8 protein-coding genes are annotated in these 13,399 nt (G+C 74.3%); 1 reads left to right on the top strand and 7 read right to left on the bottom strand.

The window, feature by feature from the left end:
- Window positions 1–13: 13 nt before the first annotated feature.
- Entirely contained in the window at window positions 14–2,029 is a 2,016-nt protein-coding gene (locus ACWD5D_RS12925) for a cell division protein PerM (protein ID WP_451372704.1), read from the bottom strand.
- A 96-nt stretch (window positions 2,030–2,125) separates the two neighbouring features.
- Between ACWD5D_RS12925 and ACWD5D_RS12920 the strand changes: the two genes are divergently transcribed.
- Window positions 2,126–3,220: a helix-turn-helix domain-containing protein gene (locus tag ACWD5D_RS12920; protein ID WP_451372703.1), complete on the top strand. Its 1,095-nt coding sequence runs from the start codon at window positions 2,126–2,128 to the stop codon at window positions 3,218–3,220.
- A gap of 214 nt (window positions 3,221–3,434) precedes the next feature.
- On the opposite strand, the gene sucD is transcribed toward ACWD5D_RS12920, so the two are convergent.
- The 6 genes from sucD to ACWD5D_RS12890 all read right to left on the bottom strand — a co-directional run bounded on the left by sucD (window position 3,435) and on the right by ACWD5D_RS12890 (window position 13,394).
- On the bottom strand, window positions 3,435–4,319 hold the full coding sequence (gene sucD, locus ACWD5D_RS12915; RefSeq protein ID WP_361227799.1) for a succinate--CoA ligase subunit alpha: 885 nt from the start codon (window positions 4,317–4,319) through the stop codon (window positions 3,435–3,437).
- 27 nt (window positions 4,320–4,346) lie between these two features.
- A complete protein-coding gene (gene sucC / locus ACWD5D_RS12910; RefSeq protein ID WP_451372702.1) occupies window positions 4,347–5,525 on the bottom strand; it encodes an ADP-forming succinate--CoA ligase subunit beta in 1,179 nt (392 codons plus the stop codon).
- Between the two features lie 520 nt (window positions 5,526–6,045).
- Window positions 6,046–8,184, bottom strand: a complete 2,139-nt coding sequence (locus ACWD5D_RS12905; RefSeq protein ID WP_451372701.1) for a hypothetical protein — start codon at window positions 8,182–8,184, stop codon at window positions 6,046–6,048.
- Window positions 8,185–8,503: 319 nt separating this feature from the next.
- Complete coding sequence (locus ACWD5D_RS12900) at window positions 8,504–9,478, bottom strand: hypothetical protein (protein WP_451372700.1); 975 nt, start codon at window positions 9,476–9,478, stop codon at window positions 8,504–8,506.
- Between the two features lie 143 nt (window positions 9,479–9,621).
- Complete coding sequence (locus ACWD5D_RS12895) at window positions 9,622–10,863, bottom strand: VWA domain-containing protein (protein WP_451372699.1); 1,242 nt, start codon at window positions 10,861–10,863, stop codon at window positions 9,622–9,624.
- Entirely contained in the window at window positions 10,860–13,394 is a 2,535-nt protein-coding gene (locus ACWD5D_RS12890) for a DUF5682 family protein (RefSeq protein ID WP_451372867.1), read from the bottom strand. Before ACWD5D_RS12890 ends, ACWD5D_RS12895 begins: the two co-directional genes overlap by 4 nt.
- Between the last annotated feature and the right edge of the window lie 5 nt (window positions 13,395–13,399).

The raw sequence follows: 13,399 nt of genomic DNA, 5'->3' as shown, positions 1-13,399 counted from the left end.
CCCGGGTGACGGCTCACTTCGGCGGCTCCGGCGGTGTGGCCGGGTCGTGGACGTCATGGTGGGCGTCATGGTGGGCGTCTCCGGGTGGTGAGGGTTCCGGGAGCGGGGGCCGGTCGGGCGGGAGGTCCGGCTCATGGGTCTCCGGGGCCGTCGCGGTCTCGCGCAGGGCCGCCCAGCGGGAGGCGCGGGAGAGGTCGTCGTGCTCCCAGGCGGGCGGGAACGGGTCGTCGGCCGGGAGGAAGTCGTACAGGTCCTCCTCGGCGGACTCGGGGGCGAGGGGCGCGAGCACCTGGTGCGACGGGGCGTCGGCCGACGCCCCTGAGGCCTGTTTCGACGGGTAGCCGTTCGCCGTCGTCGTGGCCATGCCCTGCGCCCCGTACTCTCCGGTGGCCGTAGTCGCGGCCGTCGAGGAGGCCTTCGCGGCCGCCCTGACCGCCTTGGCCGTCTGCTTCGCCGCCTTCTTCGCCGCCCTGTTCGCCGCCCTGCGGGCCTTTCGCCCGGCCCTGCCCTCGGGCTCCGTCCCCTGCGCCGGGACCGCGTTCCGGGGCCGCAGGCGCCGCAGCCGCCACGCCCGTACCGTCAGCGTGACGGGCAGGCCGATCACCGCGGTCCAGAGTCCCGCCGCTCCACCGGTCCGCCACGCGGGCGGTCCGAAACGGGACAGTGCGGCCACGCCCAACGGGCCGCCCGCCAGCATGGCGAGCAGAGTGAGGAGCGCCGCGCACAGCAGTGCGGCCAGGGCCAGCACGCCGGCGGTCCGGCCGGCCGACCAGTGGGCCGGGGCGTCCGCCGAATGCGCCGAGTCGGTGAAGGTGGCTGCCGAGCGCGGTGGGGCGGCTGCCGAGTGGGCCGAGGCGGGTGCCGAGCGGGCCGGTCCGGTCTGGTTCCCCGGTGTCCCCGGCTCCCCTTGCTTCGCCCGCCGCCATCGTCCTCCCGGCGCCTTTCGTCCCACGGCTCCCCGTGCCACGAACCACGCCACCGTCACCCCGGCCGCCACCGGCACCAGGGCCGCCGCCCAGTTGAGCGGGGTTCCGGCGCCCGCGTCCGGTACCGCCGCGAGCAGCGGGAACGGGGGCAGGAGCGGGGCGGGGTGGGAGGCGAGCGGGTCGACCGTGTGCCCGGTGCCGAGGGCGAATCCGGGGCCGAGGGCGTAGGAGGCCGACCACACCGCCGCGTTGGGGATCAGTACGACGCCGAGGAGCAGGACCGCGAACCGCCCGGTCCAGCCCTCCGTCAGCTGCAGGAAGGCGGCCCGTACGGCGTCACCGTGCCACACGAGCGACACCGCGAGCAGCAGCGCACCGCCCCCGGCCAGCACCGACGCGCCGGCCCCGGCGGCCCGGACGGCCGTACCCAGCCACGCCCGCGCGTCGCCCTCGGAAACCAGCCGCCGCACCGGCCCCGGCAGCATCGGCGGCAGACCCGGCAACGGCTCGCGCGGGCGGCCGTGCGCCGACCATACGCCGGCCCCCGCCGCGCCCGCGGCCACGATCGGCAGACATGTCGTCACCCATCCCCACTCCGGCCGGAGTTCGCCGCCGGAGCAGTACAGCGCGACCGTGGTGCCGACGCCGAGGTAGCCGAGGACGACGCCCGTCCACGCCGTGCGCGCCGGGACCGGTGGGGGGCCGTCGGGTCCGTCGAGTGCGTAGGGTCCGCCGTGCGCGTCCGTCGCGTCCCGCCCCGCCCGGTACAGCAGCCACACCGGCAGCGCGAGCAGCAGCAGCGGGGTCACGCCGACGGGCATCGGCGTGCCGGAGAGCGTGTCGGTGCGCACGAGTTCCACGCCGTGCGCCAGCAGCCACAGCGCGGTGGCCATGTGCAGCGCGCTGCCCGGACCGCTGTCGGGGTACGGCGAACTGACCCACAGCACCGTCACGAGCGCCGCGAAAGAACCGAGCCCGAGCCCGGCCGCGAGCACTCCGTCCATCAGGCTCGCGGCGAACCCGGGCGAACGGTCGCGCATCCGGGTCAGCAGGGGCGACGACGACGGTGAGCGGCGAGCGGTCAGCTGGATCACGCCCGCCATGCTCCCAACGACACGCGCTTTCCCGGCGTAACACGCGAACCACCGATGTGTCGCTGAATATATGCTTATGTACTTTTTCTCTCGGAGGGGTGAATCGTGACGCAGAGCACCTCCAGTCCGCTGCCACCGCCGAAGGAACGCCGACGCCTGCGAGAGTCCGGGTCGCTGACGCAGGCTCAGGTCGCTGCGCGGCTCGGCGTCCGCCGCGCGACGGTCCGCGCGTGGGAGCGAGGGAAGAGCGTCCCGGGCGGCCCCCTGGCCGACGCGTACGCCCGCCTGCTCGCCACGCTCGCGCGGCCGCCGGAGGGTCAGGGAGCGGCGAGCCGGGGGGCGGTGATCGCGGAAGGTCCAAAGAAACGTTCTCCCCGGCCCGAGGCGCCGCCCGAGCTGCCCACGCTGACCCCCGATCAGGCATTCGACGCGCTGTACGCGTTCTGCGCACCCGCGCTCGTACGCCAGAGCTACCTCCTCACCGGGCGGCGCGAGCTGGCCCGGGAAGCCGTGGAGCGGGCCTTCCAACTGGCCTGGCAGCGCTGGCCGGAGGTGGCCCGGGACCGGGACCCGGCCGGATGGGTGCGGGCGACGGCGTACGAGTACGCGCTCTCGCCGTGGCACCGCTTCCGTCCCCGTTACCGCTCCCCCGAGCCGCCTCCCGCCGATCCCGCCGACCACGCCCTGCTGAACGCGCTGCTCACGCTGCCGCCGTCGTACCGGCGCACGCTCGTGCTGTACGACGGTGTCGGGCTCGACCTGCCCGAGACGGCGGCGGAGACGGAGGCGAGCACGCCGGCCGCCGCCGGACGGCTGACCCGGGCGCGGGAGGTCGTGGCCGCGCATGTCCCGGAGCTGGCCGACCCCGCCGCGCTGCACCGGAGGCTGGCCGAACTGGCCTCCACGGAGCGGCCGCGCGCGGCCAGGCCGAAAGCGGTGCGGACCGTGGGTGAACGCCGGAACGTGTTCTGGACGCGGGCGGCCATCGCGTTCACCGTCACGATCATCGGGGCGACGACGCTGACGCTGCGGACGGCGCCGACGCACTACGAACCGCCGATCGCTCCGGCCCAGGCCGTCCGCGGGGTGCCGGTACCTCCGGCCATGGGGCCGCTGTCCCCGGGCGAGGTGGCCCTGCGGACCAAGCTGCGAGGGGAGGCGGGGAGCGGTCCGGAACGGGTTGCTCCAACGGCGCGCTGAGGTTTCCGGGGGCCGCCGTGAGGGTGCGGCCGGTCCTCGGGTGCGGGTCCCATGTGGCCGGTCGCGCGGTTCCCCGCGCACCCGCGGGGTCGCGGTACTGCCTGCCGTAGGGCTGCCGCAGCCTCACGCGGCCTCGGACGGAACGGAAACGTCGGCAGGCCCGCCCCAGGGAACGGGGCGGGCCTACCGGCGTTCAGCCAGGGCGCTCAGGCGCTCAGGCGCTGAGGATCTCGCGGGCGAGCTTGGCCGTCTCGGTCGGCGTCTTGCCGACCTTGACGCCCGCGGCCTCGAGGGCCTCCTTCTTGGCCTGGGCGGTGCCGGAGGAGCCGGAGACGATGGCGCCGGCGTGGCCCATGGTCTTGCCCTCGGGGGCGGTGAAGCCCGCGACGTAACCGACGACCGGCTTGGTCACGTTCTCCTTGATGAACGCGGCCGCACGCTCCTCGGCGTCGCCACCGATCTCACCGATCATGACGATCAGGTCGGTGTCGGGGTCGTCCTGGAACGCGGCCAGTGCGTCGATGTGCGTGGTGCCGATGATCGGGTCGCCACCGATGCCGACGGCGGTCGAGAAGCCGATGTCACGCAGCTCGTACATCATCTGGTAGGTCAGCGTGCCGGACTTCGAGACCAGGCCGATGCGGCCCGGCTTCGTGATGTCGCCCGGGATGATGCCGACGTTCGACTGGCCCGGGGTGATGATGCCGGGGCAGTTCGGGCCGATGATGCGGGTCTTGTTGCCCTTCTTGCCGGCGTACGCCCAGAAGGCGGCCGTGTCGTGCACGGCGATGCCCTCGGTGATGACGACGGCAAGCGGGATCTCGGCGTCGATGGCCTCGACGACCGCGTCCTTGGTGAACTTCTCCGGCACGAAGATGACGGAGACGTTGGCGCCGGTGGCCTCGATGGCCTCCTTGACGGTGCCGAAGACCGGTACCTCGGTGCCGTCGAAGTCGACCTTCTGACCCGCCTTGCGCGGGTTCACGCCGCCCACGACGTTGGTGCCGTCACCGAGCATGAGCTTGGTGTGCTTCATGCCCGTGGCGCCGGTCATGCCCTGGACGATGACCTTGCTGTCCTTGTTGAGCCAGATAGCCATGGTGTGTTGTGTCCTCGTCCTGAGTGCTTACTTGGCGGCGTGGGCCAGCTCGGCGGCCTTGTCGGCCGCGCCGTCCATGGTGTCGACGCGCTGCACCAGCGGGTGGTTCGCGTCCGTGAGGATCTGCCGGCCGAGCTCGGCGTTGTTGCCGTCGAGACGGACGACCAGCGGCTTGGTGACGTTCTCGCCCCGGTCCTCGAGGAGCTTCAGGGCCTGCACGATGCCGTTGGCGACCTCGTCGCAGGCGGTGATGCCGCCGAAGACGTTCACGAACACCGACTTGACGTCGGGGTCGCCGAGGATGATCTCCAGGCCGTTCGCCATGACCTGGGCGGAGGCGCCACCGCCGATGTCCAGGAAGTTGGCGGGCTTGACGTTGCCGTGGTTCTCACCGGCGTACGCGACGACGTCCAGGGTGCTCATGACGAGACCCGCGCCGTTGCCGATGATGCCGACCTCACCGTCGAGCTTGACGTAGTTGAGGTTCTTCTCCTTGGCGGCGGCCTCGAGCGGGTTGGCCGCGGCCTTGTCGTGCAGCTCGTCCCAGTCGTGGCGGAACTCGGCGTTGTCGTCGAGCGACACCTTGCCGTCGAGGGCGATGACCTCGCCCGAGGCGACCTTCGCGAGCGGGTTGACCTCGACGAGGAGGGCGTCCGACTTGATGAAGGTGTCCCACAGCTTGACGAGGACGTTCGCGATCTGGTCGGCGACCTCGGCCGGGAACTTGGCGGCGGCGACGATCTCGCGGGCCTTCGCCTCGTCGACCCCGTCGATGGGGTTGATCGGCGTCTGGGCGACGGCCTCCGGGCGGGTGGCCGCCACCTCCTCGATCTCCATGCCGCCCTCGACGGAGGCGATGGAGAGGAAGGTGCGGTTGGCACGGTCGAGGAGGAAGGAGACGTAGTACTCCTCGAGGATCTCCGGGGCGGTCTCGGCGATCATGACCTTGTGGACCGTGTGGCCCTTGATGTCCATGCCGAGGATGTCCGTCGCACGGGCGACGGCCTCGTCCGCGGACGCGGCCAGCTTGACGCCACCGGCCTTGCCACGACCACCGACCTTCACCTGCGCCTTGACGACGGACTTGCCGCCCAGCCGCTCGGTGATCTCGCGCGCCGCCTCAGGCGTGTCGATGACTTCACCGGCCAGCACCGGTACATCGTGCTTGGCGAAGAGGTCCCTCGCCTGGTACTCGAACAGGTCCACGCGCTTCCGTCCCTATCAGTGATCTCGCGGTTCGTTGGATGCGTGGGCGTGCCGCGAAGGGCAACGTGACGTCCGCTGTCACTAGGGAGGCGCACACGGTGACCGAGCGCGCGGCATGTCCGTCTCGCAGGTTATCGCCGCTTGAGGGGCGCCCCTAAATCGAGGGTCACACACGAGCGGTGATACCTGTCACATGATGCCGGAATCCATGGCACAGCGTGCCGCGATCTGGGTGGGTGGCCCGGGGACGATGGTCCGGTGACGACCGGGCGGGCGACCGCTGGGTGACCGGGGAGGGTGACCGGGAGGGTGACCGGGGACGGGCGAGGCCTCACCGGGCTGGGGTTGACCCGGTGAGGCCTCTGGTCGGGCCCTTGGGGACCCGGGGCGGTTGATCCCCACCCCAATGGGGACCACCCGCCCCTCCGCGGGGAGCCGGCCGGACGGTCCGACGGCATTCGGCCGTCCGGGCCCGGCGGCCCCGCGGATGCGTCAGGGGCGCTCAGCCCCGATAGGACGCTCAGACCTGGTGATCGGTGCCCAGGTGGTCGCCCAGGTGGTCGATGTCCTGGTGGCTGATGCCCTGGTGGCTGATGCCCAGGTGGTCGATGCTCTGGTGGCTGACGCCCAGGTGGTCGATGCCCAGGTGGCTGATGCCTTGGTGCGCGTCCTGCGCGCCGTACCGGTACGCGAGATCGTGGGCCGTGCCGGTCACGCCGTACGCCAGTCCGCTCGCGCTGCCGGTCACGCCGTAGGCCAGTCCGCTCGCGCTGCCGGCGAGACCGTCCACGACCGGCCGCACGGTCCCGACGGCCGTGTCCACGACCGGCCGTACGACACCGGTCACCTGATCCACGACGGGCCGCACCGCACCGGTCACACCCTCGGCGAACGGCGACACCTGCCCGGCCGCCCCGTGCGCGAAGGCACCGGTCTGCCCGGTCACCCCGTGCGCCAGCGGCGGAACCGCGCCCGCGACACCGCCCGCGAACGGCGTCACATCACCGGCCACGCCGTACGCGAGCGTCCCCGCGTCCGCGACCGCCTGCCCGGCGACCGGCGCGACCCCGTGCACAGCCGTGCCGGCGACCGGCGGCAGCACGGCGTCCGTGGCGTCGTACGCGACCTGCCCGACCAGACCGGTGGCGTACGGCGGCACGGACGCGAACACCCCGCCGGCGAGCCCGTGCACGTCACCGAGGGCACCGGCGACCGTGCCGTGCACATCGCCGAGAGCGCCGGCGGCGACTGCGTGCGCCTCGCCGCCGGTGCCCGTGGCGACGCCCTGGAGGCCCGCCGCGGCGCCCGTGGCGGTGCCGTGGACATCGGTCACAGCGCCGCCCGCGAGACCCCTCACGCCGCCACCGACGCCCGTGGTGACCCCGTGCAGGTCGGCCGCGGCGTCCGCCGCGAGGGCGCGGACATGGGCCACGGCGTCCCCGGCGGTCCGGTCCACGCCCGCGAACGCACCCGTGACGGTGCCCTGCGCGCTGGTCACCGCGCCCGTGGCGGTGGCGTGGACGCCGGCGACCGCGTACCCGGCGGTGGGCAGGACGCCCGTCACCGTCTCCGTGACGGCCCCCTCGAGGCCCGTCACGGCGGCAGAGGCAGTGCCGTGCACACCCGCGACCGCGTGGCCCGCGGTGGGGGCGACACCCCCGACCGTGTGGCCGGCGACCGGCAGGACGCCGGAGACGGCGGCGGAGGCCAGCGGCGGGACCGCGGCAGCCGTCGTCTCCTGGACGACCGGCGTGACCGTGCCCGGCACGGACTGCACCGTGCCGACGACGCGCTGCGCGGCGCCGCCCGCCGTGCCGGTGAGGTGCGCGGGCACGCCTGCGACGGAGGCCTCGGCCGCGCCGGCCACCCGCGCCGCCGTGCCCTGCGCCACGGCCGCCCCGCCCTGCGCCGCGCTCACCGCGCCGACGGTCCGGCTCTTGGCCCCGGCGACGGTCTGCTGGGCCGTCGTCCGAACGGCGCCCTGGACGCCCTCGGCCCGCATCCGGGCCGCCGCCTGGGTGGCCTGGAGCTTGGTCTGAGCGGCGGCCAGCGCCTGCTCGACCTCCGGGGCGAAGGTGGAGAGGGGCCCGAAGAGGTAGTCGATCTCGCTCTGCGCGTCCCGCGGGGACGGCGTGGAGACGTGGGCGGAGACGTGGACGGAGAGGTGGTCTTCGGCCGTCCGGGTGACCTGGTCGGCCGTGTGGGCGGTGTGGGCCGTGTGGGCCGTGTGGGCCGCCTGGGCGGTGATGTGGGTGGCCCGGTCCTGCGCCTGGGCGGCGCGTGCGGCACGGGCGCCGGTGATCGCCTCGCCGCCCCTGACCTTCGCGCCGGCCATGGTGTTCCCCTCGACGTAACGACGGTGCTGGTCGGAGACGGCGCCCTCGGCGCTCCGCGCCTTCTGCCCCACCGCGGTGACCGGGTCCGAGACGGTCGAGGTGGCCGTGCCCGTCACGCCGGACACGGTGTCGTGGACGTCGGTGAGGACGCCGTCGACCGTGTCGGTGAGGGTGCCCGTGAGGGAGGTGCCGGCGGGGGTGGCGTCCGGTGCGGTGACGGCCGGCGTGGCCAGTTCGTCGGCGCTGGCCACGGCCGAGCCGAGCGCCCAGGCACCGGTGACACCGGCGGCTATCACGATCGAACGACGAATGTTCTTGTTCATGTGTGTCAAGTCCTTCGGAAACGGCTTCGGAAACGGCTTGGGGTTTCCGTCCGGGGAACGCCGGGGGGCCAAGGGCCGGAGAGCCAGGGCCTGGGAGCCACAGGGCCTGAGGGCCGGAGGGCCAAAGGGCCTGAGGGCCAAAGGGCGCCCGGGGGCACGGGGGCACGGAAGTGGCGGGCCGGAACGACGACGAGCCACAGGGGTGGCGGGGCGTCCGGACGGAGGGGGCGGAGGCGGGCAGACCTGTTACGCCCCCGCGCGACAGGCCCGCGGCGGGCCCGCACGACAGATCCGTCGCGGGGGAGGTCGGCCCGGCTGCCTAGCCGGGGAAGACCGGGATGTCCCGGTGCCGTTCCCGGGTGTGCGGCGCGTCGACGAGCGCGGCGGCACCGGGCACGAGCCGCAGCGGCGCCCGGTCGGCGAGGGTGACAGCGTGCGCGTCACCGTGACGGAACGACGTCCCGTCGGCGGCCTGCTTGCCGAGTGCGCCCTCCGGGTCTCCGGTGGGCGCCGGCACGGGGCTGCCGGAAGCGTCGACGGGGGCGCCCACGCGGTGGGCTGCCGGGAGCGCGAGGAGGCTCGACATCAGGGGCGCGAACGGTCCCGGCGCGGCGGACGGCGGTGCGGCCGCAACGCCGGTACGGGATTTCGCGTGGCCGCCCGGGTGGCTGTCGCCCACCGAGGCGGGCGGGTACGGCGTGCCGCCGCCGTGCTCCCGAGGGAGGGGCTCGGGGCCGACCGGCACCGGCACCGGCAGTTCCAGCACCGGCGGCTCGGACACCTCGGGAAGCCCCGGCGCATCCAGCTCGGGCCGGCCGGACGGGTCCGGAACCTCCGCCTGGATCCCGTCGAGGGAACGGGTCGTCGTGTCGGCCACCGTCCGCACGGGCGTGACCGCCCGCTCGGTGACGGCAAGGACGGGGGTGACGACGTGTTCGGTCGCCGCCCGTACGGAGTTGCCGGTGTCCCGCGCGGAATCGGCCACAGCCTGCCCGGCGCCGGCGCCCGAACCGCGTGTGGCGTCGCCGACCGATCCCTGAGCGGTGTTGCGCGAGCCCGGTACGGCCTCGGTGCCGCCCGAGGTGCTCGAGTGCCCGGTCTCCAACAGCAGCCCGCTCACGGGCGCCACGGACGCCACCGGTGCCGTGGGTGTCCCCTCGGCCGCGTGCGCCTGCTCCCCGCAGAGAAAGCCGAGCAGGAACAAACCGCCCACCAGCAGGACCAGTTGCAGGGCACGCCGTCCAGCCGCCGTACGCAACACGCGCACGGTGGTGCCGAAAAGGGTGGCCGGCAAGGTCAACAGGGGGTGATTCCTCCCGTGCGGCGGAACTGCGACGGAGCACGACGCGGGGCGGCGTCGATCCTCGCACGGGACGCCCGAGGTTGCGCAAGCCCGCTGTTACCGATGAGTACTCATGTCCCCTTTTCCGTGTGCTGTCATGCTGTGTCCGGTATCGGCAACGGCCGCTTCTCGATCGCCGCCGCCATCACCTCGGGAAACAGATCCGGGGTGCAGGCGAAGGCCGGTGCCCCGAGCGCGGCGAGCGCGGCCGCGTGGTCCCTGTCGTACGCGGGCGCCCCCTCGTCGGACAGCGCGAGCAGCGCCACGAACTGCACGCCGGACGCCTTCATCGCCGCGACCCGCTTGAGCATCTCGTCGCGTATGCCGCCCTCGTACAGGTCGCTGATCAGGACGACCACCGTCTCGGCGGGGCGGGTGATCTGCGACTGGCAGTACGCCAGCGCCCTGTTGATGTCCGTGCCGCCGCCGAGCTGGGTGCCGAAGAGGACGTCGACCGGGTCGTCCAGCTGGTCGGTGAGGTCGACGACCGCCGTGTCGAACACGACCAGCCGCGTGTCGATCGACCGCATGGAGGCGAGCACCGCCCCGAAGACGGACGCGTAGACCACGGAGGCCGCCATCGACCCTGACTGGTCGATGCAGAGAACGACCTCCTTCTTCACGGACTGCGCGGCCCGCCCGTACCCGATGAGCCGTTCCGGCACGATCGTGCGGTACTCGGGCAGGTAGTGCTTGAGGTTCGCCGCGATGGTGCGGTTCCAGTCGATGTCGTGGTGACGCGGCCGGCTGACCCGGGCGCTGCGGTCCAGGGCGCCGGTGAGCGTGGCCCGGGTGCGGGTCGCGAGCCGCTTCTCCAGGTCCTCGACCACCTTGCGCACGACCGCCCGTGCCGTCTCCTTCGTCGTCTCCGGCATCGCCTTGTTGAGCGAGAGCAGCGTGCCGACCAGGTGCACGTCCGCCTCGACCGCCTCCAGCATCTCCGGCTCCAGCAGCAGCGAGGCCAGTCCGAGCCGGTCGATGGCGTCGCGCTGCATGACCTGGACGACGGACGAGGGGAAGTAGGTGCGGATGTCTCCGAGCCAGCGCGCCACGGACGGCGCCGACGCGCCGAGCCCCGCCGAACGGTCCCGGCCCGTCTGCGCCTTGTCCGCCTTGCCGTACAGCGCGGCCAGCGTCCCGTCCATCGCCGCGTCCCGGCCCGACAGCGCGCATCCGGTGCCGTCGGCCTGGTCCCCGCCGAGCACGAGCCGCCAGCGTCGCAGCCGCTCCTGCGCGGGGTCGCCGCCGGTCTCCGCCCGACCCGTTCGAGCCGGCCCCGACAGGGTCGGACTCGGCACGGCCGGACTTGGTTCGGCCGGAATCGGTTCGGTTGTCATGTGCCCACCCCCGCATAGCTGTTGTCGTCAGTCGCCACCGGCGTCGGCTTCCGGTCCGCCGCCTCTCGGACCGCCGCCCCTCGGACCGCCGCCCCTCGGACCGCCGCCCCTCGGACCGCCGCCCCTCGGACCGCCGCCTCTCGGACCGCGCACGCGTCCGGCCCGAGCAGCAGGCGCAGCACCGGCATGACGGCGTCGGCGCGTCCGGTGTCCGGTTCCGCCGCGAAGCCGGGCAGGCCGCTCGCCCGGCCCGCCGGGCCGGTACCGCTTCCCGGGCCGCGCCGCACCAGTTCGCCGAGGGTTCTGCGCACCCCGGGCTCGTACGCCGAGAAGGTGCGCCGCAGCAGCGGCAGTACGTCCGTGAACGCCTCCGCGGGCACGCCGGTCAGCCACGCGTCGACCAGACCGAGCAGCCGTCCGTCGTGCACCAGCAGCATCCCGCCCCCGCCGCCGACGAACCCCTCGATCCACGCGGCCGCGTCGGCGGGCGGCGTCCCCGGCGACAGCACCAGGCCCATCAGCCGTGCCGCCTCGTGGGACCCCAACTCGCCGTCGTCCAGCAGGAGCCGTACCGCGCGCCCTCGTACGACGCCCGGCACGGAGTCCCGCAGGGCCAGGGTCCGCAGCACGGAGCGCCAGCGGGCGCGCAGGTCGCCGTGTGCGGCGGCCGAGGCGCCGGTCAGGGTCTCGGCCAGAAGGCCCACCGCGCCGTGCACGGCGTCCACGTGGCCGCGCATCTCCTGCGCCGCTTCGGTGTCGAGCGCGGCGCAGGCCGGGGGCAGTCCGACGAAGACCCGCTCGGCGAGGCCCGCGGCGACGCCGGCCAGCGCGCCGGTGTCGGTGCCGCGTACATCGCCGTAGCGCAGGGAGCGGACCAGGGCGGGCAGGGCCTGGGCCAGGTGACCGACGTCGGTGTCGAGGGCCGCCCGGTCGGCGAGCGCCCGCATCACCAGGGGCAGCGCGTCCGGCAGCCCGGCCAGCAGGCACAGTTCGGCGAGCGCGGTGACGTCGGCGAGGGCGCGTGCCCCGGTGGCGTCCGCCTCGGCCTTGGCCGTCGCCGCGGCGAGCACGGTGGTCCCCCACACCCCGGCCTCGGCGACCCGCACGGACAACTCCGGCTCCCAGCGCAGGCGCCAGGTCTCCCGGAACGTGCCCGTGCTCTCCCGCGACCGCGCGGGCTCGCCCCAGCCGACGCCGAGCAGCCGCAGCCGGTGCAGCAGCCTGCTGCGGCCGGTGTCGGTGTCCTTGCGCAGGTCCAGCTCCAGCTCCCGCTCGAGCGCCTCGGGCTTGAGCCGCAGCCGGCGCTGCTCCCGGGCCAGGTCGCGCTGCAACGGCACCGCCGGCGCCGCCTCCGGCACCTCCCCCAGCACGTCCCCGACCACCAGTCGGTCGTAGACCAGGGACAGCGGGACGTCCGAGCCCTCGCACATCACCGCGCGCACGGCGTCGGTGGTCTCGCCCAGGCCGGGCAGCGGGCGGCCGCGCATCACCGCGAGGGTCTCGGCCAGCCGCACAGCCTCGATGACGTGCGCGGAGGACACGATCCGATCCTCCTCGCGCAGCAGTCCCGCCACCTTGGTCAGCCACCGCTCGACCGGCCGGTCCGGTGCCCGGAACAGATGCGCGTACCAACCGGGCGCGTCGATCCCCGCGCCGTAGCCGCTGGAGCGGGCCAGCCTGCGGTGCGTCCAGGGCACCCAGGTCAGGTCGGTCCTGGCCTTGGGCAGCCCCTTGAGAAGGGCCCGGTCCGCCGTGACGGTCGTCCTCTCGCGCAGCGCGGGAACGTGCCACGCCCCGCACACCACCGCCACCTCGTCCCCGAACTCCTTGCGTGCCGCGCGCACTTGAAGCCGCATATGGGCCTCGCGCACCAGGTCGCGCCGCCGCCCGCCGACGCCGTACCGCTCCCGCAGCGCCCCCATGGCCTCCTCCAGCGCGGCGAACGGCGCGAACGGGTCCCGCAGCCCCGGCCCCCGGTGCTCGACGACGTCCTCCCACCAGCGCTCGGGATCGTCGTACCCGGCGGCCTCGGCGAGCACGGCGAGCGGATCGACACGCGGGTCGTGGTCGTGCTCGGGTCCACCCGCAGCGTCCGTGTCCGGGTCCCGCCCAGGGCCGGACCCGCCCCGAGCGCCCTCACCGTCGGGCCGGCCCTCGGCACCCGCGTCCGGCGACTCCCCTGCCTCGCCGTCCGTCCCGGGCGGCGTCTGCGTCTCGGTCTCCCACGCGAGCGTGTGCGTGGCGGGCAGGTCGATGAAGCGGGCCGGGACGTGGTGCTCCAGGGCCCATTGGACGGCGACCCATTCGGGGCTGAACTCGGCCAGCGGCCAGAAGGCCGAGCGGCCGGGCTCGTCCACGGCGTGGGCGAGCAGGGCAACCGGGGGCCTCAGGCCGGGGTCGGCGGCGAGCGGGATCAGCGGATCGGCCTCGGGCGGTCCCTCGATGAGGACGACGGCGGGCCGCGCGGCGTCCAGGGCCGCTCGCACCGCGCGCGCGGAGCCGGGACCGTGGTGCCGGACGCCGAGCAACAGCGGTC

It is taken from the genome of Streptomyces sp. NPDC002520 (genome assembly GCF_053595235.1).
This window is presented reverse-complemented; position numbering and strand designations above follow the sequence as displayed.

Coding starts and splice junctions, on each gene's coding strand:
- ACWD5D_RS12925 (WP_451372704.1), bottom strand. CDS start 2,029: ATGGCGGGCGTGATCCAGCTGACCGCTCGCCGCTCACCGTCGTCGTCG.
- sucD (WP_361227799.1), bottom strand. CDS start 4,319: ATGGCTATCTGGCTCAACAAGGACAGCAAGGTCATCGTCCAGGGCATG.
- ACWD5D_RS12905 (WP_451372701.1), bottom strand. CDS start 8,184: ATGAACAAGAACATTCGTCGTTCGATCGTGATAGCCGCCGGTGTCACC.
- ACWD5D_RS12895 (WP_451372699.1), bottom strand. CDS start 10,863: ATGACAACCGAACCGATTCCGGCCGAACCAAGTCCGGCCGTGCCGAGT.